This window comes from Pseudidiomarina marina, assembly GCF_003987045.1.
Lineage (GTDB): Bacteria > Pseudomonadota > Gammaproteobacteria > Enterobacterales > Alteromonadaceae > Pseudidiomarina > Pseudidiomarina marina.
This window is the reverse complement of the sequence record NZ_PIPZ01000001.1, coordinates 652,643-679,451: the sequence shown is the minus strand read 5'-3', so window position 1 is coordinate 679,451 and position 26,809 is coordinate 652,643. Positions and strand designations below refer to the sequence as shown.

Below are 26,809 nucleotides of genomic sequence, written 5' to 3'. Positions count from 1 at the left end.
GAGTAGGTTACTGTCATGGCAGCAATCAGCAAAATTGTAGCTCGTGAAATTATGGACTCACGCGGCAATCCAACCGTTGAAGCCGATGTGTTTTTAGATAACGGCCATTGGGGTCGCGCGGCAGCGCCGAGCGGTGCATCAACCGGTTCACGTGAAGCGTTAGAATTGCGCGATGGTGATCCGGCGCGCTATTTAGGTAAGGGCGTTGAAAAGGCTGTAGCCAATATTCATGACGCCATTGCGCCAGCATTAGCGGGCGTTGATGCCACTGACCAACAGCGTGTTGATCAGATTATGTTGGATCTTGATGGCACTGAAAATAAAGAAAAGCTGGGTGCCAACGCTATTTTGGCGGTGTCTTTAGCTGCAGCGAAAGCAGCGGCAAGTAGCAAAGGCATGCCATTGTATGCGCACATTGCTGAAATCAACGGTACAGCTGGTAAATTTAGCATGCCATTGCCAATGATGAATATTCTCAACGGCGGTGAACACGCTGACAACAATGTTGATATTCAAGAATTTATGATTCAACCAGTTGGCGCACGAAGCTTCAAAGAAGGTTTGCGAATGGGTGCGGAAATATTCCACGCCTTGAAAAAAGTGTTGCAAGCGCGCGGGTTAAGCACTGCCGTTGGTGACGAAGGAGGCTTTGCACCGAACCTCGCGAGCAACGAAGAAGCGCTTACCGTGATAGTTGAAGCGGTTGAAAAAGCGGGTTATCGCATGGGTGACGACGTTACGTTGGCTCTCGACTGTGCCGCATCTGAGTTCTATCGCGATGGCAAATATAACCTTGCGGGTGAAGGAAAATCGTTTGATGCCGCTGGTTTCGCAGAGTACCTTGACGGTCTGTGTCAGAGATACCCAATCATCTCAATTGAAGATGGTCTTGACGAAAGCGACTGGGATGGCTGGAAAGTCTTAACCGATCGTCTTGGTGACCGTGTGCAATTAGTCGGTGATGACCTATTTGTCACCAACACAAAAATTCTGCAACGCGGCATTGAGCAAGGTATTGGTAACTCCATTTTGATCAAATTTAACCAAATTGGTAGCTTGTCGGAAACTTTAGCGGCAATTCGTATGGCGCGTGAAGCTGGCTTTACCGCAGTTATTTCACATCGTTCAGGCGAAACTGAAGATGCGACCATCGCTGATTTGGCGGTCGGTACCGCGGCGGGACAAATTAAGACGGGCTCGTTGTGCCGTTCTGACCGCGTTGCTAAGTATAACCAGTTGCTGCGCATTGAAGCCGAACTGAATGGCGAAGCGCCATATCGTGGTCGTGCTGAAGTGAACGCGAAGCAAAGCTAAGCTGAACGGGTCACTACCGTGACACATCAAAGCGATATCTTTCAGCAGCTCACATCTACCTCGACGGTGGGTGTGAGCTCTGCTGTTTTTGCAGAGCTCTGTATGGCGTTATATGAGCGCGAACTAAAACAGCTCTCTCAGCAACCGCAGGTATCGATTTCTTTACTTCAACGGCGCTTACAAAGTCTGCCTTATCACGTTAAAAATGCCGCCCAAGGGATGTTAGAAAGTGACGCACCTTATACGCTCGATATTCAAAATGCGAGCTGGCAGACACCACAAAAACGGCAACTAAGCGTTAGCGCTACGCAACCGAGTAAATTACAGCGTTGGCTGACACACTCTGCACGCTTAGGTGATACTGTGCCTATTTTTGATTTTCGTCTGCCGATTCAGCAAGCTCGTTTAGATTCCATTGATCGAATCGATAAAGCGCAACAGCGTGTCCATTGCAACATGCATGGTTGGTTTTCATTTCAAGGTGAATGCCTCGAAGTAGAAGGGGATAAACTACGATTGTTGCGTCCTGATCATGCCAATTTAGCGCCCGCATTTTGCGGCCATCAATGGAATCACAAAGGCCGAATTGACCCACGAACGTTGGCGTTGCGCGAAGTCTTGTTGGCAACCACTGTTACTTTTTAAGCATTCCAAGCACCCGCAAAAGCGATTGCTCCGGCAATAATCACTAACAGAAGACTGAGCTTGCGAAATAGTCTTTCAGAAAGCTTATCGCTGATTTTGTGACCCAACCAAGCACCACTAATGGCACCAATGAGAAGACATATAACAATGGGAACATGCGCTGCTTCGTAGCGTTGCTGAACGCCAAACGACACAATATTGGTTAACGCTAACACCCAGAAGAAAATGGTTAGCGTTGCGCGAAAAGCAAGGCGATCGAGACCATTACCGGTTAAGAACAACACCACTGGTGGGCCACCAAGCGTCAAAGCACCGTTACTAAAACCAGCCAATAATCCCGTCACTGACTGCAATCCTGGTGTACTGCGATGCTTTAATTGCACCCCAAACCAAAATAGCAGCGCGACTGTTATCACCATAATAGCCATACCCATTTGTAGCCAATCTAAGCGAATATGATTGAGTAACCAGTTGCCAGCGAGTGTGCCCATAACCCCAGTTAATAATAGCCATCGCCACTGCCGAATTTGTACTGAATGTCGAAGCATCCAGGCGAGGTAAGTTGCCATGGCAAAATTTATTATCGACAAGGTAGGGGTAATGACACTCAAGGGCAGCAGCAAGGTGAGTAAAGGCACCGCAATCAGACCAGAACCGAATCCAGTAATACCTTGAAGGCATGCACCAATGAAAATAATCAAGGTGATCAACAGGTAATCCATAATAAAGACGCTCTCGATTAATCGTTGGGCTTTACGACAAAGGTCGATATACTAGCAGTACTGCTGCATTTATTTATAATAACGAACAACAGCAAGTGGGGACAGCTATGCGATTATTGAAACTCATCTTTATTGTCGCTCTCATTGCGCTTCAATATCGGCTGTGGTTCGGTAAAAACAGCTTACCAGATTATTGGCACTTACAGTCAGATGTGGTGCGACAAGCGGAAACCAATACACGATTAACGCAGCGCAACCAAGTGTTAGCGGCTGATATCGCGGATTTGCGCGAAGGTCAGGTTGCACTTGAAGAGCGCGCGCGTAACGAACTTGGGTTGATTAAGCGGCACGAAACCTTTTTCCGCATTGTGCCAGTGAAACAAACAACGAATTAATAGAGATGATGCATAACCAGCTTAAGGTTGCCGCAGTAATTCCTGCTGCCGGTATCGGCAGTCGTATGGGTCTGGCCGAGCCAAAACAGTATCTTCGCATTGCCGACAAAACAGTTCTTGAACACAGTGTCGCTGCTGTCGCTGCAGATAACCGTGTAGCTGCTATCTACATTGCTGTCGCCGCGGACGATATACGAGTGCAGTCAATCCATTTTAAAACGAACTGCCCAGTACATTTGGTTGTTGGCGGCGCCACTCGTGCCGCATCGGTATTTGCCGGCGTTGCAGCGGCACAAGCGGATGGCTTCCATTGGGTTGTGGTGCATGATGCTGCGCGACCGTGTTTACAATTGTCTGAATTGAAAGCTGTGATTGATGCAGGAATTGAACATGGCGATGGCGCCATTCTTGCTCTTCCTGTTGCCGATACCATCAAACAAACGCAAGTCGCTAAAGCCGATATTATTGCCAACAGTGTACCGCGCGAAGGATTATGGCGAGCGCTAACACCTCAAGTTTTCCGCGCCGAACAGCTTATTGAGGCACTGCGTCAGCTTGGGGTTGAGCATGCGGCAATTACCGATGAAGCCTCTGCCATTGAACTTACCGGTGGACATCCGAAGTTAGTGGTGGGGCAGCAAACCAATATTAAAATTACGCAGCCTGGTGACGAGCGCTTGGCGGCAATGTTTATCGCTTTAATGGCAAAGGAGCAAGCATGCGAATAGGGCACGGTTATGATGTGCATAAATTCGGTGGTGACGGGCCACTAACACTTGGTGGTATTCAAGTACCACATGAGCAAGGCTTGATTGCGCATTCTGACGGTGACGTCATATTACATGCAGTTGCTGATGCATTGCTTGGCGCAGTTGCCCTAGGCGATATTGGGCAACATTTTCCTGATACGGATGCACAATATGCCGGTGCTGATAGCGGAAAACTGTTACAGCATGTCTATCGGTTGGTTAAGCACCAAGGGTTCGAGCTGGGTAATCTCGATGTTACCGTCGTTGCCCAAGCCCCAAAACTGGCGGGCCACATTCCAGCCATGCGGGAGCGTATTGCTGCACTTTTAGCCGCCGATGTAAGCCAAATAAATGTGAAAGCGACGACGACCGAGAAGCTTGGTTTCGTCGGTCGAAAAGAGGGTATCGCTTGTCATGCCGTTGTTCTGTTGATGCCGAGTATTGCCCGTGACTGACGCCTATTTACATGGAATTCCGACCTGCCGTGGCACGTTTAAAGCTTCACCTGAAGATTTTCAGGTAACCGAAGTGTTGGCATTACCGGTTACTGAACCAAGCGAACAAGTCGGCGAGCATCAATGGCTATGGGTTAAGAAAAAAGGAGCGAACACTGCTTTTGTAGCCGGTCAATTAGCCAAGTTTGCGGGGGTAAAAGAACGAGATGTCAGCTTTTCCGGTTTAAAAGATCGCCATGCTGTTACGTACCAATGGTTTTCAGTGCAGCTACCAGGCCAAGCGCTGCTACCGTGGGAAACCCTAGAGCATCCTGAATTTTCGGTAGAAAAAGCCGCGCTGCAGCCCAAAAAACTTAAAACCGGAACGCACCGCGCTAATCATTTTGTATTGAAAATCCGAGATATTGATCAAACTGAACAATTTAAGCAACGCTGGCAGCAAATTGTCGAGCAAGGTGTGCCAAACTATTTTGGTGAACAGCGCTTTGGTCACAATGGTCAGAATATTGAGCAAGCCAAACGCTGGTTTTCGGGACAATTGAAACGCCGGTTAACCCGCAATCAAATCGGTTTATATTTATCAGCGGCTCGTTCATTTTTATTTAACCAAGTGGTAAGCGAACGCATTTCTACGCAACGTTTGATGCCGGAAATTGGCGATGCTGTCATGTTACAGGGTAGTCAGTCGTTTTTCGTTGTTGATACGTTAGACGCAAGTTTGTTTGAGCGCTATTCGCAGGGTGATATCATGTTGACAGCACCGTTGCCAGGCAGCGACAAATGGGCAAGCTCCGCGTCGATAGCAGAGTTTGAACAGTCGATTTGCCGGCGGTATCCAGAGTTAATGGACGGCTTAGCTAAACAGCGGGTTGACCATGCCCGTCGCCCATTACTGATGACGTTACAGAACCCGCAACTACGCTGGTTAGCAGATGATTGCGCTGAACTCGAGTTCTCATTGCCGCGTGGTAGTTTTGCCACGAGTGTATTACGTGAATTGATTTGTGATTCCATGAGTACTCCCAATAGCGCCCTAATTAGTGAACCAACACAAGGTAATTAAACTCATGATGAAGTTGTTAGTCAGCAACGACGATGGTGTACATGCACCCGGGATTGAAGCGCTCTACATGCGTTTAAAAGATATTGCTCAAGTTCGTGTTATTGCACCAGATCGCAACTGCAGCGGCGCCAGTAATTCGTTAACACTCCATAATCCGCTTCGGATGCAGCGTTTACCTAACGGCTTTTATTCACTGAACGGGACACCGACTGATTGTGTCCACCTCGGTACCAATTCGCCACTCGCTGATGATGTTGATTTGGTTGTTTCCGGCATTAATGATGGCCCAAACATGGGTGACGACGTGCTGTATTCAGGTACCGTTGCCGCGGCAATGGAAGGGCGCTTCATGGGCTTGCCTGCCATTGCGGTTTCGATGGGTTCACGTAGTGATGAGTACTACGATACGGCAGCTCAGGTTGTTGCGGATATTGTCAGCCGTATGGCAGAACAACCCCTGCGCTTGGACACCATTTTGAATATTAATGTACCAGCGGTACCGTATGACGATCTCAAAGGTTACAAAGTGACCCGTCTGGGGCGTCGTCACCGAGCCGAAACAATGGTGCAAAGCAAAGACCCTTTTGGTCGCGACATCTTTTGGTACGGTCCGATTGGTGGTCATCAAGACGATGCCGAGGGAACCGATTTTCACGCCGTGCGTGAAGGTTATGTCTCGATAACGCCGTTAAGTTTGGATATGACGGCGCGGAGTCATCAAGACACTTTGTCTAACTGGTTAACGAACACGACAACATGATTCAGAATTTTCAAGGTATGGCGCGTAAATTAGCGGATAAATTACGCGCTGAAGGCATTACTAATACGGCCGTGTTAAATGTCATTCGAACCACGCCCCGGCATTTGTTTATGCCCGAATCGCTCGCTCACAAAGCCTATGAAAATACAGCGCTGCCAATTGGCCAGGGACAAACTATTTCGCAGCCACTGATGGTTGCGTCAATGACGCAATTATTAATGCAACATGATTGTCAAAAAGTGTTAGAAATTGGTACAGGTAGTGGCTATCAAACAGCAATTTTGGCACAGTTAGTGAATCATGTTTATTCCGTGGAACGAATTGCTGAATTGCAGTATCAAGCCAAGCGAAGATTAAAGAAACTCGATTTACACAACGTATCAATGCGCCATGGCGATGGTTGGCAGGGGTGGGCAAGCAAAGCTCCATTCGATGGCATTATCGTCACTGCAGCTGCGAGTTCCATGCCGATGGCGTTACTACAACAGCTAACCGATGGCGGCGTGATGGTCATTCCAGTTGGCACCACCACACAACGACTCATTGTCGTGCGTCGTTTTGGCGACGAATTTGAACAAAAGGAATTGGGTGAAGTGAAATTTGTACCGTTAGTACCAGGGGCAACTACATGAAGCTATTTGGTTGGCTCTATGACAAAGTTTTAAGTTGGTCACAACATCGCCGCGCGCCGGCAATTCTTGCTGGGTTGAGTTTTTCTGAGTCGGTTATTTTTCCAATTCCACCGGATGTTATGCTAGCACCAATGGCGATGACACAGCCGCAGCGTGCTTGGCAGTTTGCTTGGATAACCACAATCGCATCAGTGCTTGGTGGTATTGCCGGCTATTGGCTAGGGTACTTCTTGTTTGATCCTGTCGTACTGCCGTTGGTTGAATGGGCAGGGTACGAAGAAAAATTGGCACGGGTTACCAGTTGGTTCCATGAATACGGTTTTTGGATAATTTTCATTGCCGGATTTTCGCCACTGCCGTATAAGCTATTTACTGTAACTGGCGGCATGCTGAGTGTGGCGTTTCTGCCATTTGTCTTAGGTTCTGTGATTAGCCGTGGCTTACGATTTTTTTTAGTGGCGTGGTTACTGAAAACAGGTGGACCGAAAATGGCGGTACAATTACGAACCTATGTTGACCGTATCGGTTGGGGGATGGTTATACTCGCCATCATCGCTTATGTGTGGACGCGTTAAACAGCTGATTGGGTTATCAATAGCGCTGATTCTAGTGCTTTCTGGGTGTGCGCAGCGGACTGAGCCAGCACCGGTTACCCGATTATATAAAGGCAAAACCATTCATGATTTTGAGCCGGCTAGTTTGACATCTCCCTCCTATACCGTCGAACAGGGCGATACACTTTATTCCATTGCGTTTCGTGCCAACGAAGATGTGCGAACATTGGCACAATGGAATAACATCCCAGCACCATATACGATAGTGCCGGGACAGAAATTGCGGTTAACGGCAACGGCTTCCGCAACGACGCCGACGAGACCAGCGAACACGTCACAAACCATTGCGTCGACGCCAAAGAAAGAGTATCGTGAACAGCAGAGTAAACAAAATAAAAGCAAGCCGTTAACAACAAAGCAACAGTCTGTAGCGAGTCGGCCATTGCCGCCGCAAAAAACAGAACCGGCACTCCCAGCAAGCAAAGATATTGTTTGGCAGTGGCCTAACAGCGGGCGTGTGTTGAAAGAGTTTTCAACAGCTGAAACGGGTAGCAAAGGCTTAGATATTGCCGGTAATCGCAACGATCCGATTTATGCCGCAGCCGCGGGGAAAGTGGTTTATGCAGGCAATGCATTAAAAGGGTATGGTCAGTTAATTATTTTGAAACATAACGATGACTATATTACGGCCTATGCCCATAACCAGAAGCTGTTAGTGAAAGAGCAACAATGGGTCAACAAAGGCGATGAAATCGCCGCCATGGGCGATACCGATGCGGAACGTGTGAAACTGCACTTTCAAGTGCGGTTTCGCGGAAAGTCGGTAAATCCACGGCACTATTTGCCTCGGGGGACACAATGAGTCGAGATCAGGAAGACATAGACGAAATTGATGAGCAAGAGTTGCTGTCAATGGAGCAATCTGCGCCCGATGACAGTGATGAGGCATTCGAAGAAATTCTTGCCAATCGTGTCAATTACCAAAAGAAAATGGACGCGACGCAGTTATATTTGAGTGAAATAGGTTACTCACCGCTGTTAAGTGCCGAAGAAGAAGTTCATTTTTCTCGTTTAGCCCGTAAAGGGGATGCTAAAGCACGAGCGCGCATGATTGAAAGTAACTTGCGCTTGGTTGTGAAGATTGCCCGTCGATATACCAACCGTGGATTGGCTCTACTTGATTTGGTTGAAGAGGGTAACCTCGGCCTCATTCGTGCGGTTGAAAAGTTTGATCCTGAACGTGGTTTTCGTTTTTCTACTTATGCGACTTGGTGGATTCGTCAGACCATTGAGCGCGCAATTATGAATCAAACGCGCACTATTCGCTTGCCTATTCATGTCGTCAAAGAGCTAAATAGTTACTTAAGAGCGGCTCGGGAATTAGCGCATACACTTGATCATGAACCAACCGCGGAAGATATTGCTGAAAAACTCGATGTTTCGGTAGCCGATGTGAGCCGGATGTTGCGTCTCAACGAACGAGTTACCTCTGTCGATACGCCTATGGGCGGTAGCGACAACGATAAAGCACTTGTCGATATGCTTACGGACGATAACGATTACGGTCCGGAAGGCGATATGCAAGAAGAAGACGTGCGCGATCACATCATGACTTGGTTGGAAAATTTAAATGAAAAGCAGCGTGAAGTATTGGCACGCCGTTTTGGTTTGTTAGGTTATGAGCCGGCCACGTTAGAAGATGTTGGACGTGAAATTGGTCTGACGCGTGAACGGGTGCGGCAAATACAAGTTGAAGCGTTACGACGTTTACGCGATATGCTTAGGCAGCAAGGCTTGAGCTTAGATTCATTGTTTCATCGCGATTAAATTGCAATTCGATTGTTATCGACGAACTCAATGCGCACAAGCTTAATCGCTAGTGCGCATTTTTTGTTGCCACTGCGCTAACCACGTTAGCGCCTCAATCGGCGTTAATTGATTTACATCTAAGTCAGCAAGCGCTTGTTCAAGCGCGCTCGGTTGAACTTCAAATAACGGCGCCTGTGCCGGCGCAGCAGATGCCTGAGCTGGCAGCGCTTCGACAACACCGTGATGATCACTTTCAAGTTGTTGTAGATACTGTTTTGCTTGCTGTAGCACGGAGGTTGGTAAGCCAGCAAGTTGTGCTACTTGCACGCCAAAACTACGACTCGCGGCACCGGTTTTAACCTTATGTTGGAAAGCAATGGTGTCGCCATGTTCTGTCGCTTCAACATGAACATTGAGCGCCCCCGCATGCTGACCGATGGTTTGTGTTAATTCAAAATAGTGTGTCGCAAATAACGTTAAGGCACGGTTTTTATCTAACAATGCTTCGGCACAGGCCCACGCTAAAGCAAGCCCGTCATAGGTTGATGTACCACGACCTATTTCATCCATAAGTACTAAGCTTTTGTCAGTAGCATTGTGCAAAATATTTGCTGCTTCAGTCATTTCGACCATAAACGTTGAACGCCCCGAAGCGAGATCATCGGAAGCGCCTATACGCGTAAAAATTCGATCGATAGGGCCAAATACCGCTTTTCTTGCAGGGACATAACTACCGCAATGCGCCATAATCGCAAGTAACGCAGTTTGCCGCATATACGTTGATTTACCACCCATATTCGGGCCGGTAATCAGAAGTAATCGTTGTTGTGGTGTTAGACTAACATCATTCGCAATAAACGGTTCTTGCTGTAACCGTTCAATCACCGGATGCCGCGCATCGCTGAGCTCAATTTGAACTTGTTCAACCAGTTCCGGACGCTGATATTGATAGGTAATTGCCTGTTCAGCAAAACTGCGAAGCACGTCGATTTCAGCTAATGCCAAAGCGGTACGTTGCAATGGTTGTAGATGTTCGGCTAATTGTTCAATGAGACTTTCGTATAGCCATTTTTCACGAGTAAGCGCACGGCTTTGGCTTTGAAGTACCTTATCTTCGTAGGTTTTTAACTCGGGAATTATATAGCGTTCAGCATTTTTTAATGTTTGGCGACGTTGGTAGTCGGCCGGAATTTGTGCGCTCGCGGCACGACTCGCCTCTAAATAGTAACCGTGAACTTTGTTGTAGCCGATTTTTAACGTCATGATACCAGTGCGCTGTCGCTCTCGTGCCTCAATTTGCTGAAGAAAATCGGTTGCGCCCGCGGCTAACTGGCGCTGTTCATCAAGCTCTTCGTCAAAACCGTCACGAATAACGCCGCCATCACGAATGAGCATGGGCGGTTGCTCGACAATCGCTTGTTCAAGTAAATCAGCAAGTTCAGGAAACGTAGAGATAGCTTGCTGCCATGGAGCCAGATTAGGATGTTGAATTAAGTTTTGAATACTGGGCAAGGTCTGCAGTGCAACGCGTAATCGAGCGAGATCACGAGGGCGTGCACTGCGTAAGCCGATACGGGTCAAAATACGTTCAACATCGCCGACTTGGCGTAACTGTTGGTGAAGTTCATGAAAATCAATTTGTTGGAGAGCACCAACCGCATCGTAACGACTGTTGAGTTGCTGATGTTGGCGTAAAGGGCGTTGTAGCCAACGTTGTAGCAAGCGGCTTCCCATGGCGGTACTGGTGCTATCCAGTACATCAAACAAAGCGGTTTTCTGTCCGCTTAGCGAGCGCACCAGTTCTAAATTTCGACGTGTTGCGGCATCGAGCATGATGGCTTCGTCGTAGCGTTCCGCGATAATCGATGTAATATGAGGTAATGCCGCGCGCTGCGTCGCTTTGACATAGGTTAAGATAGCACCGGCTGCGCCAACGGCAGTGCGTAGGTGACTAATACCGAATCCATCAAGGTGCGCTACCTGAAATTGGCGCAAGAGTAGCTGCTCAGAACTGGCAAAATCGAATTCCCATTCGGGGCGACGGCGACAACAGCTGCAATTCAATTCTTTGTCGCTAAATTGCCAAGTTTCTGGGTACAACACTTCAGCTGGTTGTAAACGTTCGAGTTCGGCACGAAGTTGCTCACGACTATTTGCCTCAAGTACCGTAAAACGACCACTTGCCATATCAAGGCAAGCAATGCCGAAGTTATCGCCGGGATTCACGGCAACCAGTAAATTTTCTTGTGCGGCGGGAAGCAAAGCTTCATCAGTCAGTGTGCCGGGGGTAAGAATCCGAACGACTTGGCGTTCAACGGGGCCTTTGCTGGTTGCGGGGTCGCCAATTTGCTCACAAATAGCGACCGATTCACCAAGTTCGAGTAAACGTGCTAAATAGTTTTCAGCTGCATGATAAGGCACGCCAGCCATTGGAATGGGGTGGCCGTTACTGCTTCCTCTCGCGGTTAGTGAAATATCAAGTAACTCAGCAGCGCGTTTTGCGTCATCATAGAAAAGTTCGTAAAAATCACCCATGCGATAGAATAATAGGGTATCAGCATGTTCTGCTTTTATCCGCAGATATTGCTGCATCATGGGCGTATGTGCTGAATTTTTTTGCGAGTTATTTTGTGGGTTCGACATGCCTGTTATTATCCGTATAGAGTCGATATACCGCGTATAAGGGAATAGTCAAATGGTATCACAAACACGTCACGATTTAGCAGTAGATTTAGGTAAGTGGTTACAACAACGTCAATGGCAAATTGTCACTGCGGAATCCTGCACTGGTGGTGGAATTGGTTATGCTATTAGTTCGATTCCTGGCAGCTCAGCGTGGTTTGCCGGTGGTTTTATCACATACACCAATACGCTCAAACATGAGCTATTGAATGTTCCTAATGTCACTTTGGCGCGCTATGGTGCTGTTTCGAGTGAAACGGCGGCAGCCATGGCCTCCGGTGCATTAGCGAATAGCGGTGGTGATGTGGCCATTGCGGTGACCGGAATCGCCGGTCCTGATGGAGGCACACCGGAAAAGCCAGTTGGTTTGGTATGGTTTGGATTAGCTTGGGAAAACCACTGTATAACTTGGCATAAAGTGTTTGCAGGGAGTCGAACGCAAGTTCGCAAGGCGACAATTGACGAGGCTTTGCGAAGTTTTGAAAAAATTACTTGATACTGTATAAATTTACAGTACACTTAGTTACAACATGACCAACAGAACGGACATTAACATGAGCAACGATAAACAAAAAGCACTCGACGCCGCGCTAGGGCAAATTGAACGTCAATTTGGTAAAGGTTCAATTATGCGCTTGGGTGATAACCAAGCAATGGACATCGAGTCAGTTTCAACTGGTTCATTAACACTGGATATCGCACTTGGTATTGGCGGGCTTCCATTTGGCCGTGTGGTTGAGATTTATGGACCTGAATCAAGTGGTAAAACAACGCTCACCTTACAAGTCATTGCAGAAGCGCAGAAGAAAGGAAAAACTTGTGCGTTTGTTGATGCGGAACATGCCCTTGATCCTATCTACGCCGAAAAGCTAGGTGTCAATGTTGATGAGTTACTTGTTTCACAGCCAGATACTGGTGAACAAGCACTAGAAATCTGTGACATGTTGGTGCGTTCAGGCGCCGTTGATGTCGTTGTGGTTGACTCGGTTGCGGCACTAACGCCAAGAGCTGAAATTGAAGGCGAAATGGGTGATAGCCATGTGGGGCTACAAGCACGCTTGATGTCGCAAGCTTTACGTAAATTGACTGCGAATATTAAGAAATCAAACAGCATGTGTATTTTTATCAACCAAATTCGAATGAAAATTGGTGTGATGTTTGGTAACCCAGAAACCACAACTGGCGGTAACGCGCTGAAATTCTACTCATCGGTACGTCTCGATATTCGTCGCACTGGTGCGGTAAAAGAAGGCGATGAAGTTGTTGGTAACGAAACCCGTGTGAAGGTGGTGAAAAACAAAGTTGCACCACCGTTCAAACAAGCTGAATTCCAAATCATGTATGGCGCCGGTATTTCGAAAGAAGGCGAGTTGATTGATCTTGGTGTGAAGCAAAAGATTATTGATAAAGCGGGTGCGTGGTATAGCTACAAAGGCGATAAGATTGGCCAAGGCAAAGCAAATGCGATGAAATTTATGCTCGATAACCCTGCGGTTGCTGCGGATATTGAGCAACAGATTCGCGAACAGCTATTAGCAAAACCTGTTAAAGGTAGTAAGTCTGCCGTAGCGGAAGTTGCTGAAGCAAAAGATGATGTTATGATGGATGACGATCTTATCTAACTCTCATTTTTTAGGACAATGTTACCATGAGTCAGTATGTTCAAGTCGCATTAGCGCTGGGTTCCGGCGCTGCCCGCGGATGGTCACACATTGGTGTGATTAAGGCCCTAAAAGATATGGGCATTGAAATTAACATGGTTGCAGGCACTTCAATCGGCTCCCTCGTGGGAGCCGGTTTTGCTTCTGGGCGTCTTAACGAACTCGAGGAGTGGGTTCGCGATATGGGACGTTGGGAAGTTTTCAATTTACTCGACTTTGGGTTAAGTCATGGTGGCATCATTCAAGGCGAGAAGGTTTTTAGTCACGCCCGCGACTTGTTTGGTGCAATTAATATTGAAGATATGCCGATTACCTATGGGGCTGTCGCGACTGATTTATTTACTGGGCGCGAGATATGGCTTCGAAAAGGTGATGTTTATGATGCTTCTCGAGCATCTTGCTCAATGCCAGGGTTATTAGCGCCGACCGGTGTTAAAGGTCGTTGGCTCGTTGATGGCGGCCTCGTCAATCCGGTTCCTGTATCGTTATGCCGAGCTCTCGGTTCCGACTTTGTGATTGCAGTGAATCTGAACTCGCAGCTGACAACAACAGCGATTGAAGCGCGGAATAAATATGTGGCTCCTGGTCATGAAAATTTGCGTAAGAATCAGAGTGAACCGCAGGCGGATGTACATGGCCACAACACGCCAACCACAACGGAAGCTTCCGAGGATGGCGTGCATCCAAGCGAGGATGCGGAGCAAGGTTTTTTCAAGAGTTTTTTGTCGACCAGTCAGCAATATTGGGATTCGATGAAAGATAAGTTTAATGGTCAATCTTATAAGGCCCCAGGCATGTTAGGTGTGATGGCTGGCTCGATTGATATTATGCAAGAACGTATCACGAAAGCTCGATTGGCTGGCGATCCGCCAGATATTTTAATTCAACCGAAACTTGGTCACATTAGTTTGATGGAGTTTGAGCGTGGTAATGAAGCGATTGATGTGGGATATGAAACGACGATGCGGATGAAAGATTTTATTTTGTCCGAACTTCAGCTCTTCTCCGAACGTCGCGGCGTGTAAAAAGCAAAGACGATATTAGCACTTAGATATTAGACAGAAAAAAGGCGCCTTGCGGCGCCTTTTGTTTTTGCTCTTTAGCTAATATCCAATATCTAAGTGCTAATATCGCTCTTGTAGTTAAGAGTGAATCACTTTTTCCATTTCTTCGAAGGTATCTTGTAACTCTTTAGCTGGATCAGCGGTCAAGTTACTGACAACGATGACTGCTAAAGTACAAACAATAAAGCCTGGAATAATTTCATAAACGATACTGCTCAATGTTGCGCCATCTGCAAGTACAGGCGCATAAATCCAGAAGAGCACTGTTGCTGCGCCTGATACCATGCCAGCTAATGCGCCATGACGGTTCATACGCTTCCAGAACAGACTCAGAATGATTACTGGGCCGAATGCAGCTCCGAAACCAGCCCAAGCGTTAGCAACGAGGCCTAGAATTGTATTATTCGGATCCCATGCCAGCGCAATAGCTACTAAAGATACTAACAGCACCGAAATTCGTCCGACAGTGACAAGTTCTCGATCGCTCGCATCACGACGCAAGAACGCTTTGTAAAAATCTTCGGTGAGTGAGCTTGATGTCACCAATAGCTGTGACGAAATTGTACTCATAATTGCCGCTAAAATAGCTGCCAATAGGAAACCAGAAATGAGGGGATGGAATAGAAACTGCGAGAAAATGATGAAAATAGTCTCAGCATCATTAAGCTGCATTTTGGTTTCCGCAACATAAGCGATGCCAACAAAGCCGGTTACCATCGCACCGATAATTGAAACAAACATCCAGCTGATACCGATACGACGAGCTGTCGGGATATCTTTTACCGAACGAATGGCCATAAAACGGACAATAATATGTGGCTGACCAAAATATCCAAGCCCCCAAGCGAGCAATGAAATAATGCCTAGAATGGATAACTGATTGAGCATTGGATCGGCGATAGAGCCATCTCGGAAGAACTTAAGAAAATCCGGGTTAATGGATTCTACCGTGCTGGTCACTTGACCGATGCCACCTAAATCGAAGATGGCGACTACCGGAACTAATACAAGCGCTACAAACATGATGCAGCCTTGCACAAAATCGGTCATCGATACCGCCAAGAAGCCGCCAAACAGTGTATATGCGCAGACGACACCAGCTGTTACCCATAAGCCCAAGCTATAATCAAGACCAAACGCTGAGCTCGCAAACAATTTACCGCCGGCCACTAAACTTGCCGACGTGTACAAGGTGAAGAAAATAATAATTACCACCGACGAAAATACGCGAAGCACGCGAGTTTTGTCGTCGAATCGGTTAGCGAAATAATCAGGTATAGTAATTGAGTCGTTCGCTACTTCGGTATAAGTGCGTAGCCGCGGCGCCACAATGAGATAGTTTAAATAGGCGCCAATAAGCAAACCGACAGCTATCCATAATTGTGAAACACCAGAGACATAAATCGCACCTGGAAGACCCATGAGCATCCAGCCGCTCATATCAGATGCGCCTGCTGATAATGCCGTAACACCGGGCCCTAAAGCTCTTCCCCCAAGCATGTAGCCAGAAACATCATCCGTTGATTTCTTGTAGGCATAAAAACCAATACCTAACATGGCAATAAAATAGAGTGCTAATGAAACGAGAGTACCTGTTTCCAAAGCCTTACTCCTGTGTTGTTGTGTGTTTAAGCGCTTTATTCAATTGCTCCGATTGCAGCAGTATTTTGGTCAACTGCTCTTTCGGATTTGTTAGTAGCGCCTGTGTGGAATCAAACTCAATCATTTTACCACGATGCATTATTAAGATCTTGTCAGCAAGGTGACGAACGATCTCCGGCGAATGTGACGCGAAAATGAAAGAAATACCCATATCTTCTTGTAGATCGAGTATTAAGTTAATAATTTGAGCTCTAATCGATGGATCCAATGAGGCGAATGCCTCGTCTGCGACGATAATTTGAGGTTCTAGGATTATTGCTCGCGCAATGCACACGCGTTGTTGTTGACCACTTGAAAGCATGTGCGGATAAAAATCAAAGTGATCTGGCAACAAGCCAACTTTTTGCAAGGTGACATATACGTGCTCTTGCCGTTCGGCTGGTGTCCACGCCGTATTGAAACGCAATGGTTCAAGTAACTGCTTGCCGATGGTTAACTGTGGATTGAGTGAACCGAAACTATCTTGGAAAATCATTCGGATTTCACGACAGCGTTGCTGATAATTGTTCGGATCGAGTAATTCGCCGTTTAAATAGATTTCCCCAGAAGTGGGAACTTCAGCACCAGCGATGAGTTTCGCTAGAGTTGACTTACCTGAGCCCGTTTCACCCATAATGGCGATAGTCTCGCCGCGTTTGACTGAAAAATTGATCGGTTCAAGCGCACAGACTCGGGTAGGGCGGAGCCAACCATTTTTAAAGCTATAATATTTGCTGAGGTTACGAACCTCCAATAGGTCAGTCATGATGCACAATCTCGATTAGCGGGAAGTGGCAAGCAAACTGATGCTGTTTCACTTTACTAAGGCGCGGTTGATGAATACATGCACGACGAGCGTTCGGACATCGAGGACCCAAGCGACATCCAATTGGCATGTGTTGCAATGTTGGAATAGCTCCCGTTAGAGTTGGTAATCGTGTCTTCGGCGCAACATCTTGGTTAAAGAAGCTCATTTTCAACATGGCATCGGTATACGGATGGAAAGGTTCACTCATGAGTTTTTCGGTGGGTCCTGTCTCCATTAATTGACCACAATAGACCAAACTCATGCGTTGCGTCTCAGGAATGATGGCCGTCAAATCCTGAGTAATCATCAAAATACTCATCCCTTGGCTTGCACTCAGTTTGGCAAGTAACCGATAAATCTGATTGCGAGTATTAGGCTCCATTGCCGTTGTGGGTTCATCGGCGATAAGTAGCTTGGGATTGTGAGCAATCGCCATTGCAATACTTACTTTCTGCGCGATACCCTCGGACAATTGCTGCGGATAACTGTTCATAACTTTGGCGGTATCTTTAATACCAACTCGATGCAGCAGCCGTTCTGCGCGAACTGTACGTGTCGCTTTGCGGCGCAGATAAATACCTTTCAGTTCGCTTTGTGGAATGGTCTCTCGCAGTTGCTCACCAACTTTGGTATTCGGATCAAGATAACTGCCTGGGTTCTGAAAAATCATCGCCATATCGCGGCCAGTGACGAGTCGGCGCTGCACGGGATTTAAAGCCAACAAATCATAATGCCGCCACCACAGTCTATCGGCAGTAATTTTCCAGCGTGGATTAATAAACCCCATTATTGCTTTTGCGAGCAAGCTTTTGCCAGAGCCTGATTCACCGACTAGCGTATGAATTTCACCTTCGGCAAGTTGCAAACTGAGCTTGTCGAGAACTTTTACCACGCCGGCACTTGTTTCGAGCTCGATGGTGAGGTTGCGAATATCTAAAATATTGCTCATGAGCCACGTATCCGTTCTTGAATTGCTGCGCGTAGGCTATCACCGAGCACATTTATTGAGAGCACGGTTAAAAACAGTGCAAGGCCCGGCAGTACCATCGTCCACGGTAATAGATATACCTGATCAAGGCTGCGTGCGAGCATGGTACCCCATTCTGGTGCTGGGGCTTGCACGCCTAGACCAAGAAAGCCTAACGCAGCAATATCGAGAATGGCTGTCGATAAGGCAAAAGTCACCTGCATGACAACAACAGACGTAATATTTGGGAAAATAACCCGGGTTAGAATGTACCAGCGTGAGCTACCGTTTAGTTTCGAGGCAATAACGTATTCTTTGTTGCGTTCCTCATAAAATGCGTTATGGACGCTATGAATGAACTGTGGAATTAATACGATTGTAATGGCAATCATCACTGTGTGTAGCGCCGGACCAAGAATAGCGATAATAATAAGCGCCAGCAGGAGCGATGGAATGGATAATACAACATCAAGCAGATGATTTAATGTGGAAGATTGAACGCCGCGACTCATCCCCGCCCAAGCACCAATTGCAATACCGATAAAGGCGGCGGCTGCAGTTGCCATAAGCGGATAGCCGAGACTATATACCGCACCAGATAACACACGCGATAATAAATCACGACCCAAATCATCGGTTCCAAAGAGAAATCGTATTTCACCATCGTCATGCCAAGCGGGGGGTTGCGAAATGGCATCGCTAAACTGAGCGTCAGGGCTATAGGGCGCAATAATCGGCGACAAAATCATCGCTAATAGCATAAAACTAAATATATAAAAGGCTGCTACCGCAAATGGATTAGTATTCATGTGCAGCCACAGCGAGCGCAATGGCGATGGTTCGCGATATTGGTAGTAGATACTGCGATTATTCTGCATCGATTTCTTTCCTTACCTGCGGATATCGCCAAGCGTGTAATAAATCGACGAATAGATTCACCAATAGAATCAGCGAGGCTAAAATAAGCAATCCGGCTTGAATCACTGGAAAATCGCGTTCATAAATACTCTTCACCAGCCAACTACCGAGCCCCGGCCAGTTAAAAATCACTTCGGTGATGACGATGTTGGTCATTAACACGCTAAATTGCAGTCCGAGCTGTCGCACAACGGGCTGCATCGCATTTGGCAGTGTATGCCGAAACATGATGGTTGAATCACTCAATCCACGCGCCCGCGCCGCTTTTATATAGTTTTGTTGAAGCACGTCGAGCACTGCATTGCGCATGATTCGAATCAGCATGGTAAGTGGCATCATCGCGAGAACAATGACCGGCACCCACAAATGATTTAGGGCGTCGTAAAATGCCGCTGTTTTAAACTGTGAATCACTTAACCAAATATCGATAAGAATTGAACCGGTTTGGGTTTCAATGGCATAGAGCGGATTAATTTGTCCCGAAATAGGGCTCCAGCCCAGTTTTACTGCGAATAGAAGGATAAACAACTGAGCTAACCAGAACACTGGAATTGAGTAGGCACTCAAACTAACGCCCATTACAATGCGATCCATTGGCCCGCGTTGTTGTACGGCAGCATAAACACCAAGCGGAATGCCTAATACCATTGCGAGAAACATGGCGAGTAAGCCAAGCTCAATGGTGGCACCTAATAACGGCTTTATTTCTGCAAATACTGGTTGTTGGGTTACCAATGATAGACCCCAATCACCTTGCAATAAATGACGAATAAATTCGCCATATTGCGTCACGATGCCATCTTCAAAGCCACGCGCGACATAAACCTCTTGATAAGCTAGTGGGTTACTGGCGGAAATTCCCGTCATATTGGTAACGGCATTGCCTGGATACCAATAATTCAAAGAGAATATCAGTAGTGACAATAGCCACAAGGTGACGATGAGTAGGACGATACGGCGTAAGCTATAGCGGAGCATCTTTTATCCTCCGCGCATAACGAAAGTTTATGCCACCATAAGGCGGAAGCTCCACCCCTTCGACATCGTCACGATGCGCTTGAAAACGCAATGAATTTGCTATTGGAACCAGAGGCGCCTGTTGCATAACAAAATCTTCAATCGCTTGATAAAGGTGTTTGCGCTGATCCAGATCACTCTCGGCAATCGCTTCAATGAGCAGCCGATCAAACTCAGGATTACACCATTGTGCACGGTTATTGCCAGAGCGGGCCGCTGCGCAACTGAGGGTGGGTCTAAAAAAATTATCGGGATCGGCGTTATCCGCAACCCATCCAATTAAAACACTATCGTGTTCACCTTCAACCAACCGTTGTCGGAAAGTGTTCCATTCGTAACTTACGATATTCGCCTGCACACCAACTTGAGCTAAATCGGATTGAATCAGCTCTGCCATACGTTGCGCGTTTGGGTTGTAGGCTCGTTGTACGGGCATCGCCCAAATGTCCATACTAAAACCATTCGGGAATCCTGCTTCAGCCAGCAATTCGCGCGCTTTCGCTGGATCATAAGGATAAGTTTGTTGCACTGGGCTGTATGCCCAAGAGGTTTCCGGTAACATGCCGGTTGCTAAGCGCGCGTTGCCACTATAGATAGTTTGAATAATTGCCGGGCGATTAATGGCATGTGCTAATGCCCGTCGAACAATTACATTATCGAAAGGCGGCTGTTTCGTATTAAAGGCCCAAAACGAAACATTAGGGCTAACTGAACTCCCAACTTCGATTTGTGCATCTTGGTCGAGTTGCGATAATTCGTTCACTAACGGATAGGGAATAACGTCGCATTCACCTGTTAGCAGTTTAAGCATGCGTTTATTGGCATTAGGCGTTATGACATAGACGAGTGTTTTAATCTCGGGCTGTTCGCGCCAATAATCTTTATGAGCACTGTAGCGAATGACGAAATCTTTGCGAAATAATTCAAACGCAAAAGGACCAGTGCCAACCGGTAGGCGATCGATTTGCTCCGGGTTACCCGCTGCAATAAGCTGTTGCCCGTACTCTTCCGATAGAATAACTGCAAAGTCTGTCGCTACATTCGCTAAAAACGAACTGTCAGATTGTGCGAGATGAAAATCAACGGTGTAATCGTCAATTTTTTCGACATGTTCAATCAGACGAATTAAGCCGCTCGAGCGAAAAAATGGATAACGACCGCCGTTGACCGGATAATAAGGGTGTTGTTCATTCAACCAACGTTGAAAGCTAAATAACACATCATCAGCATTAAAGGTACGCGTTGGTGTAAACCAATCCGTATGGTGAAAGTTAACGTCTTTACGCAAATTGAATCGATAACGCCGGCCATCGTCAAAAGATTGCCAGCCCCGAGCCAAAGCCGGTACGAACTGTTGTTGTTTCGCATCGTAATCGAGTAGCCGATCATAAAGTTGTGCTGAGGTTGCATCAACGGTGGTACCAGACGTTACTAACTGAGGATTAAATATCTCTGGATTACCTTCTGAGCAGTAGACTAAACCGTCTTGATAAACTTCACTATCAGTTTGTACCGGACCACAGGCGGCCAGCAATAAGGTGCCTGACGCTACCATCAGCTGTTTGAACATTAACCCTGTCCCTCAAGCAAAGCGTATTTTTTTAAGTAACCACGCAATTGATGATAGGTGAGTCCAAGCACTTCTGCTGTTTTCTTTTGGTTAAATTGTGCGTGTTGTAGAGCACGTTGAATGACTTCAATTTCAAATTCAGCGGTGACCTCTTTAAAATCAATACCGCCGTTGTCAAAATCAACACATACACCGACCGCTTCAGTACCACTCGGCGCTGGTGCGGGTGAGGTACGTTCGTTGGTGGCTGCGGTAGCAGCTTCCGTTTCAGCTTTTGGCTGCGAATTGCTTTCACGATGGGGCGCTGCCGCCGGTCGATAGGGACTGTTAAACGGGTCGATAATAATCTCACTGACAGGAACATGACCATTGCCAATTCGATAAACTGAACGCTCAACAACATTCTTTAACTCGCGTACGTTACCTGGCCAGTGATAATCGAGCAACGTTTTACGAGCCTGCTCGGTAAAACCGCTGAATAGCTCGTATTCTAACTCGCGCGCCATTTGAATGGCGAAGTGTTCGGCGAGTACCAAAATATCTTCACGGCGCTCCCTTAGTGGTGGCAAGGTGATGACATCAAATGCGAGACGGTCGAGTAAATCGGCGCGAAACTTGCCCGTTTCAGCTAGGGTAGGAAGATCTTCATTGGTCGCAGCAATTAAGCGAGTGTCGACGCGTACGGTTTTAGTACCACCGACGCGTTCAAACTCGCCATACTCGATGACGCGCAGAATTTTCTCCTGCACCAAAGCCGATGTATTCGCAAGCTCATCAAGAAACAAGCTACCGCCGTCAGCGCGCTCAAAGCGGCCTTCGTGGCGTTTTTGAGCGCCGGTAAACGCACCAGCCTCATGACCAAATAGCTCACTTTCCAAAAGGCTTTCACTAAGCGCTGCGCAGTTTAATTTGATGTAGTTTTGTTCCCAGCGTTTCGACAAAAAATGCAAGCGGGCGGCGATTAACTCTTTACCCGTGCCGCGTTCGCCGATAATTAAAACTGGTTTATTAAGAGGGGCAATCTGAGAAACTTGCTCAAGAACGGCAAGAAAGCTGTTAGCTTGTCCGATTAAATTATCAGCTTCGCGGAAGCGACTCATGGCTAGCACCACGCTGTTATTATCGTTATTGGTGAATTTGACTAATTATTAGTGTATTTCATAAGCACAGTGCGTCAAATCATTTTTTGCTAAATCCGAAAAAAACATTGAATTTAAACGGTTTAGAGCAATTTATAAAAGTTGGCACGGTATCTGCATAATATTTCAGCGAACAATAATTAAATTTCTATTGACGCTTTATGAGGACACAAACATGGGTATCTTTACACGTTTTACAGATATCGTAAATTCAAACCTGAACGCTTTATTGGATAAGGCAGAAGATCCTGAAAAAATGGTTCGTCTTATCATCCAAGAAATGGAAGACACATTAGTTGAGGTTCGTTCAACATCAGCTCGCTTGATTGCTGAGAAGAAAGACACTGAACGTCAACTAGCGCGTTTTGAAAAAGAAGTTGCGGAGTGGGATGCGAAAGCTGAACTTGCTCTGAGTAAAGATCGCGAAGACTTAGCACGGCTTGCTCTTGTTGAGAAACAAAAAGCAACAGCTGATGCAGAAAGTTTACAAGCTGACATCACTCGCATTGACGAACACTTGAACCGGTTAGGTGAAGAAGTGGGACAACTGCAAGAGAAATTGGCTGATGCCAAAGCTCGTCAGAAAACTATTATCATGCGTCAACGCGCGGTTAGCAGCCGTTTAGAAGTTAAAAAACGCATTGATAGTGGCAAAATCGACGACGCGATGTTGCGCTTTGAGCGATTTGAATCAAAAATTGATGACTTAGAGTCGCAAGTTGAAGCTTACGATCTTGGTAAGAAGACATTGCGTGATGAATTTGCGCAATTAGAAACTGATGACAAGATTACCGACGAGCTTGAGGCTTTAAAAGCCCGCGTTAAGAAAGATAAGACTGATAAAAAAGCTTAATTAGCGGAACGTTTACCAAACCATGATAGCGGGTGTCGCGCTAGGCACCCGAACTTTTTGAACGACGAGAGATGAGAAGCACATGGATATTATAGCCCCACTCATTGGCGCACCGATTATTTTGTTTATGATTTTTGTGGCGCCAATTTGGATCATCATGCACTACCGTAGTCAGCGTAAAATTGGTCAGGGCTTAAGCCAAGACGAATTGCTGCAACTACAAGAGCTAGCGCATCAAGCGGAACGCATGCGTGATCGAATTAAAACCCTAGAGTCAATTCTTGATGCGGAGTCACCAAAATGGAGAGACCGCGTATGAACCAGGATAATTGTCAACGCAGAACACTAATGCGCGATAAAGCCAAAGGCAAAATTGCCGGGGTATGCGCAGGTATAGCTGAATATTTTAATATTGAAGTGTGGTTGGTACGTATTATTGCCGTTACAGCACTTATTTTCAGTTCAAGCTTTGTAGCCGTCATTTATATTGCGATGTGGTTCATTCTTGACGAAAAAAAGTCGAATCCAGCCGACCAGCCATCACATCATCTTGGCGTTAAAACCAAAGTCTGGCAGGCTGGTGAACCACCACAGCGAGCGTTTCGTGAGATTAACCAAGAATTCAATGAGTTAGAGCAGTCTTTACAACGCATTGAGCGGTACATCACGTCAAACGCTTATAAAATTGATCGCGAACTCGATCGACTGTAACGATACGAGTTCGTTAGCAACACAGCGCACGAATACACCGTGAATACCCCGTTGTTCGGTTCTTCCGACAGCGGGGTTTTTTATGCAAGTGGCAAATTTCCGTTACAGCAAAACATGATCAACATCAAAGTTAGCTGTTGCGTTCAGATCGGCCTGAATGCAATCTGATGCGCAACAACGAGGAGATATTCTGCCAATGCGCACCAACAATAAAGATAAATCGCAATGGCAGCCAGCGACAGTGACGATTCATGGCGGTAAACGTCGTGATGAACATGGCGCATTGGTTGCACCACTGTATCAAACTGCGACGTTTTCATTCACGAACACGGCGCAAGGGTCAGCTCGTTTCGCTGGCGAAGAAGAAGGTTATATTTATAGTCGCTTGGGCAACCCAACAGTAACCGAGCTAGAAGAACGCGTTGCGGCGCTTGAAGGGTTTCCTGCTGCCGCCGCTGCCGCCACGGGGATGGGCGCGGTGTCGGCCAGTATGCTGGCATTTGTTGAGCAGGGCGATCACGTTTTAGTATCAGACGCAATTTATGGCTGTAGTTTTGCGTTGTTCTCTCATTTGTTCACGAAGTTTGGTATCGCTGTCGACTTTGTCGACATGGCGGATCTAGCGAAAACTCGTGCTGCGATACGTCCAAATACGAAATTGGTATTCCTTGAATCGCCAGTTAACCCGCATTTGAAAGTGATAGATATTCAAGCGATTGCCGATATTGCTCACGAAGTGAATGCGCGCTTGGTTGTTGATAATACGTTTATGACGCCCTTATTGCAGCAACCACGCAAGCAAGGTGCCGATCTCGTACTTCATAGTGCGACCAAATATTTGAATGGTCACGGCGACGTGGTTGCCGGTATTGTGTGTGGTAGCGAAGAAGATATTGAGCTCATTAAATTAACCACGCTGAAAGATATGGGCGCTACCATGAGCCCACACGATGCTTGGTTAATTCTGCGTGGTCTAAAGACGCTCGACGTACGTATGGAACGTCATTGTGCAAATGCGGTCAAAGTAGCTGAGTATTTGCGCGCAAAAGATCTGGTTAAAACCATGTATTTCCCAGGCTTTGCTGATCATCCGGCGCAAGCATTGATGGGTACCCAGATGCATGGCGCTGGTGCAGTGATTGCCTTTGAATTACATGGTGACATCAACACTGCGCGCCAGTTATTAGATAGCTTACAGTTAATTACAATAGCGGTAAGCTTAGGGGATGCCGAAACGTTAATTCAGCATCCAGCTTCGATGACGCACTCACCTTATACACCAGAGGCACGAGCAGCCGCGGGAATCAGTGATACGCTGATTCGAATTTCAGTTGGGCTTGAGGCCGTCGAAGATATTATTGCTGATTTGGAACAAGCGTTTGCTGCTTGTGCCAACAGCCAAATGACAACAACAGGGGAACAAGTACGCTATGGGTAAACAAAGCAACTATGTTTCACGACAGCCGGACGAAAACGGTATTATTGCGTGGAGTGGTGAAGAGAATGCGGTTTGGCACGACCTTGTGGAGCGCCAACTCAAGCATATTCCAGGTAAAGCCTGCGATGAATACATGCATGGCCTAGATTTATTGAATTTGCCACATGATAGAATTCCGCAACTTCATGAAATTAATGAAGTGTTACAAGAGACAACAGGTTGGCAGGTTGCGCAAGTACCAGCATTGATTCCATTTGATGAGTTTTTCCGCTTATTGGCGAATAAACAATTCCCAGTTGCGACGTTTATTCGTACCCGCGAAGAATTTGATTACTTGCAAGAGCCCGATATCTTTCACGAGATTTTCGGACACTGTCCGTTGTTAACGAATCCAGCTTTTGCGCACTTTACCCATCAATACGGTAAATTAGGCTTGAATGCGACGCCGAAAGAACGGGTTTATTTGGCACGTCTTTATTGGTTCACCGTTGAGTTTGGTTTGTTACAAACGAAAGACGGCTTGCGTATTTATGGCGGCGGTATTTTATCGTCACCTGGTGAAACCGAATATGCTATTTCGAGTGACAAGCCAGAGCGTAAGCCGCTAGTCCCATTGGATGCATTACGGACGCCGTATCGTATCGATATCATGCAGCCAATTTACTACACCATTGAAAGTACAGATCGGTTATTTGAAATTGCCGATTTGGATATTATGGCGTTGGTACGTGAAGCGATGGAATTGGGGTTATTTGAACCGAAGTTTCCGCCAAAACCGAAAACCGACGCTGCGTAAACTTATTGTTAGACACTAATAGAAGTAAATCGAGGAACGAATGTCAGAACTAAAACAACAAACCTGCGAAGCTTGTAATGCCAATGCACCTAAAGTAAGTGACGCTGAATTGGCTGAACTGATTCGTGAGATTCCAGATTGGACACCAGTAGTTCGTGACGGAGTGATGCAACTTGAACGCGAATTCAAATTCAAGAACTTTAAACAAGCGCTAGCATTCACGAATAAAGTGGGTGAAATTGCTGAAGCTGAATTTCATCACCCAACACTGGTTACCGAGTGGGGTAAAGTGACTGTCACGTGGTGGACTCACGCAATTAATGGTCTGCATAAGAATGACTTTATCATGGCCGCACGTACAGACGCAGTTTTAAACGACCAATAAATAGCGACACTTAGAACTGCTCGGACGACTTAAAAAAGCCCTTGAGGATGGTTATCCCGAG

General features: G+C 46.7%; 29 protein-coding genes. 20 read left to right on the top strand and 9 right to left on the bottom strand.

What is annotated here, in order from left to right:
- The first annotated feature begins 15 nt into the window (after window positions 1-15).
- The gene (eno, locus tag CWI76_RS03215) at window positions 16-1,314 is read left to right on the top strand and encodes a phosphopyruvate hydratase (protein ID WP_126758917.1); all 1,299 of its coding nucleotides are present in this window, start codon (window positions 16-18) and stop codon (window positions 1,312-1,314) included.
- A gap of 18 nt (window positions 1,315-1,332) precedes the next feature.
- Complete coding sequence (locus CWI76_RS03210; protein ID WP_126758916.1) at window positions 1,333-1,959, top strand: hypothetical protein; 627 nt, start codon at window positions 1,333-1,335, stop codon at window positions 1,957-1,959.
- On the opposite strand, the gene CWI76_RS03205 is transcribed toward CWI76_RS03210, so the two are convergent.
- A complete protein-coding gene (locus CWI76_RS03205; RefSeq protein ID WP_126758915.1) occupies window positions 1,956-2,681 on the bottom strand; it encodes a sulfite exporter TauE/SafE family protein in 726 nt (241 codons plus the stop codon). The two genes, CWI76_RS03210 and CWI76_RS03205, sit on opposite strands and share 4 nt — an antisense overlap.
- Before the next feature lie 107 nt (window positions 2,682-2,788).
- Between CWI76_RS03205 and ftsB the strand changes: the two genes are divergently transcribed.
- Genes ftsB through rpoS form a run of 9 tightly spaced genes read left to right on the top strand, consistent with a single transcriptional unit; the run spans window position 2,789 to window position 9,116 of the window.
- Window positions 2,789-3,076, top strand: a complete 288-nt coding sequence (ftsB, locus tag CWI76_RS03200; protein WP_126758914.1) for a cell division protein FtsB — start codon at window positions 2,789-2,791, stop codon at window positions 3,074-3,076.
- Window positions 3,077-3,081: 5 nt separating this feature from the next.
- Window positions 3,082-3,804, top strand: coding sequence for a 2-C-methyl-D-erythritol 4-phosphate cytidylyltransferase (gene ispD / locus CWI76_RS03195; RefSeq protein WP_126758913.1), 723 nt, complete (start codon window positions 3,082-3,084; stop codon window positions 3,802-3,804).
- On the top strand, window positions 3,795-4,280 hold the full coding sequence (gene ispF / locus CWI76_RS03190) for a 2-C-methyl-D-erythritol 2,4-cyclodiphosphate synthase (protein ID WP_126758912.1): 486 nt from the start codon (window positions 3,795-3,797) through the stop codon (window positions 4,278-4,280). The genes ispD and ispF overlap by 10 nt, the downstream gene beginning before the upstream one ends.
- The gene (gene truD, locus CWI76_RS03185; protein WP_198678550.1) at window positions 4,273-5,343 is read left to right on the top strand and encodes a tRNA pseudouridine(13) synthase TruD; all 1,071 of its coding nucleotides are present in this window, start codon (window positions 4,273-4,275) and stop codon (window positions 5,341-5,343) included. Before ispF ends, truD begins: the two co-directional genes overlap by 8 nt.
- 4 nt (window positions 5,344-5,347) lie before the next feature.
- The gene (gene surE, locus CWI76_RS03180) at window positions 5,348-6,103 is read left to right on the top strand and encodes a 5'/3'-nucleotidase SurE (RefSeq protein ID WP_126758910.1); all 756 of its coding nucleotides are present in this window, start codon (window positions 5,348-5,350) and stop codon (window positions 6,101-6,103) included.
- Entirely contained in the window at window positions 6,100-6,735 is a 636-nt protein-coding gene (locus CWI76_RS03175; RefSeq protein ID WP_126758909.1) for a protein-L-isoaspartate(D-aspartate) O-methyltransferase, read from the top strand. Before surE ends, CWI76_RS03175 begins: the two co-directional genes overlap by 4 nt.
- Window positions 6,732-7,310: a YqaA family protein gene (locus CWI76_RS03170; RefSeq protein ID WP_126758908.1), complete on the top strand. Its 579-nt coding sequence runs from the start codon at window positions 6,732-6,734 to the stop codon at window positions 7,308-7,310. Before CWI76_RS03175 ends, CWI76_RS03170 begins: the two co-directional genes overlap by 4 nt.
- A complete protein-coding gene (locus CWI76_RS03165; RefSeq protein WP_241967937.1) occupies window positions 7,246-8,151 on the top strand; it encodes a peptidoglycan DD-metalloendopeptidase family protein in 906 nt (301 codons plus the stop codon). The genes CWI76_RS03170 and CWI76_RS03165 overlap by 65 nt, the downstream gene beginning before the upstream one ends.
- Complete coding sequence (gene rpoS / locus CWI76_RS03160; protein ID WP_126758906.1) at window positions 8,148-9,116, top strand: RNA polymerase sigma factor RpoS; 969 nt, start codon at window positions 8,148-8,150, stop codon at window positions 9,114-9,116. The genes CWI76_RS03165 and rpoS overlap by 4 nt, the downstream gene beginning before the upstream one ends.
- A gap of 42 nt (window positions 9,117-9,158) precedes the next feature.
- Here rpoS and mutS read toward each other — a convergent pair whose 3' ends face one another.
- Window positions 9,159-11,741: a DNA mismatch repair protein MutS gene (gene mutS, locus CWI76_RS03155; RefSeq protein ID WP_126758905.1), complete on the bottom strand. Its 2,583-nt coding sequence runs from the start codon at window positions 11,739-11,741 to the stop codon at window positions 9,159-9,161.
- Window positions 11,742-11,793: 52 nt separating this feature from the next.
- Here mutS and CWI76_RS03150 point away from each other — a divergent pair, with 52 nt between their 5' ends.
- The 3 genes from CWI76_RS03150 to CWI76_RS03140 are packed head-to-tail and all read left to right on the top strand — an operon-like array spanning window position 11,794 to window position 14,466.
- The gene (locus tag CWI76_RS03150; protein ID WP_126758904.1) at window positions 11,794-12,276 is read left to right on the top strand and encodes a CinA family protein; all 483 of its coding nucleotides are present in this window, start codon (window positions 11,794-11,796) and stop codon (window positions 12,274-12,276) included.
- 58 nt (window positions 12,277-12,334) lie between these two features.
- Window positions 12,335-13,402: a recombinase RecA gene (gene recA / locus CWI76_RS03145; RefSeq protein ID WP_126758903.1), complete on the top strand. Its 1,068-nt coding sequence runs from the start codon at window positions 12,335-12,337 to the stop codon at window positions 13,400-13,402.
- A gap of 26 nt (window positions 13,403-13,428) precedes the next feature.
- Window positions 13,429-14,466, top strand: coding sequence for a patatin-like phospholipase family protein (locus CWI76_RS03140; protein WP_126758902.1), 1,038 nt, complete (start codon window positions 13,429-13,431; stop codon window positions 14,464-14,466).
- A gap of 117 nt (window positions 14,467-14,583) precedes the next feature.
- On the opposite strand, the gene putP is transcribed toward CWI76_RS03140, so the two are convergent.
- Genes putP through pspF form a run of 7 tightly spaced genes read right to left on the bottom strand, consistent with a single transcriptional unit; the run spans window position 14,584 to window position 22,526 of the window.
- On the bottom strand, window positions 14,584-16,107 hold the full coding sequence (gene putP, locus CWI76_RS03135; RefSeq protein ID WP_126758901.1) for a sodium/proline symporter PutP: 1,524 nt from the start codon (window positions 16,105-16,107) through the stop codon (window positions 14,584-14,586).
- Between the two features lie 4 nt (window positions 16,108-16,111).
- Window positions 16,112-16,912, bottom strand: a complete 801-nt coding sequence (locus tag CWI76_RS03130) for a peptide ABC transporter ATP-binding protein (protein ID WP_126758900.1) — start codon at window positions 16,910-16,912, stop codon at window positions 16,112-16,114.
- On the bottom strand, window positions 16,905-17,903 hold the full coding sequence (locus tag CWI76_RS03125) for an oligopeptide/dipeptide ABC transporter ATP-binding protein (RefSeq protein WP_126758899.1): 999 nt from the start codon (window positions 17,901-17,903) through the stop codon (window positions 16,905-16,907). Before CWI76_RS03125 ends, CWI76_RS03130 begins: the two co-directional genes overlap by 8 nt.
- Window positions 17,900-18,799, bottom strand: a complete 900-nt coding sequence (locus CWI76_RS03120) for an ABC transporter permease subunit (protein WP_126758898.1) — start codon at window positions 18,797-18,799, stop codon at window positions 17,900-17,902. The genes CWI76_RS03125 and CWI76_RS03120 overlap by 4 nt, the downstream gene beginning before the upstream one ends.
- The gene (locus CWI76_RS03115) at window positions 18,789-19,817 is read right to left on the bottom strand and encodes an ABC transporter permease (protein ID WP_126758897.1); all 1,029 of its coding nucleotides are present in this window, start codon (window positions 19,815-19,817) and stop codon (window positions 18,789-18,791) included. The genes CWI76_RS03120 and CWI76_RS03115 overlap by 11 nt, the downstream gene beginning before the upstream one ends.
- Window positions 19,804-21,426, bottom strand: a complete 1,623-nt coding sequence (locus CWI76_RS03110; protein WP_126758896.1) for an ABC transporter substrate-binding protein — start codon at window positions 21,424-21,426, stop codon at window positions 19,804-19,806. The genes CWI76_RS03115 and CWI76_RS03110 overlap by 14 nt, the downstream gene beginning before the upstream one ends.
- Window positions 21,426-22,526, bottom strand: a complete 1,101-nt coding sequence (gene pspF / locus CWI76_RS03105; RefSeq protein ID WP_126758895.1) for a phage shock protein operon transcriptional activator — start codon at window positions 22,524-22,526, stop codon at window positions 21,426-21,428. The genes CWI76_RS03110 and pspF overlap by 1 nt, the downstream gene beginning before the upstream one ends.
- A 214-nt stretch (window positions 22,527-22,740) precedes the next feature.
- On the opposite strand from pspF, the gene pspA reads away from it, so the two are divergent.
- The 6 genes from pspA (at window position 22,741) to CWI76_RS03075 (ending at window position 26,748) form a co-directional block, all read left to right on the top strand.
- The gene (gene pspA, locus CWI76_RS03100; RefSeq protein ID WP_126758894.1) at window positions 22,741-23,418 is read left to right on the top strand and encodes a phage shock protein PspA; all 678 of its coding nucleotides are present in this window, start codon (window positions 22,741-22,743) and stop codon (window positions 23,416-23,418) included.
- Between the two features lie 82 nt (window positions 23,419-23,500).
- A complete protein-coding gene (pspB, locus tag CWI76_RS03095; protein WP_092855145.1) occupies window positions 23,501-23,737 on the top strand; it encodes an envelope stress response membrane protein PspB in 237 nt (78 codons plus the stop codon).
- Window positions 23,734-24,129 (top strand): envelope stress response membrane protein PspC, encoded by a 396-nt coding sequence (gene pspC / locus CWI76_RS03090; protein WP_126758893.1) that lies wholly within the window; start codon window positions 23,734-23,736, stop codon window positions 24,127-24,129. The genes pspB and pspC overlap by 4 nt, the downstream gene beginning before the upstream one ends.
- A gap of 196 nt (window positions 24,130-24,325) precedes the next feature.
- On the top strand, window positions 24,326-25,567 hold the full coding sequence (locus CWI76_RS03085) for a trans-sulfuration enzyme family protein (RefSeq protein WP_126758892.1): 1,242 nt from the start codon (window positions 24,326-24,328) through the stop codon (window positions 25,565-25,567).
- Window positions 25,560-26,363 carry a phenylalanine 4-monooxygenase gene (gene phhA, locus CWI76_RS03080; protein WP_126758891.1) on the top strand — a complete coding sequence of 268 codons (804 nt, stop codon included), beginning with the start codon at window positions 25,560-25,562 and terminating at the stop codon, window positions 26,361-26,363. The genes CWI76_RS03085 and phhA overlap by 8 nt, the downstream gene beginning before the upstream one ends.
- A 40-nt stretch (window positions 26,364-26,403) precedes the next feature.
- A complete protein-coding gene (locus CWI76_RS03075) occupies window positions 26,404-26,748 on the top strand; it encodes a 4a-hydroxytetrahydrobiopterin dehydratase (RefSeq protein ID WP_126758890.1) in 345 nt (114 codons plus the stop codon).
- Window positions 26,749-26,809 lie beyond the last annotated feature (61 nt).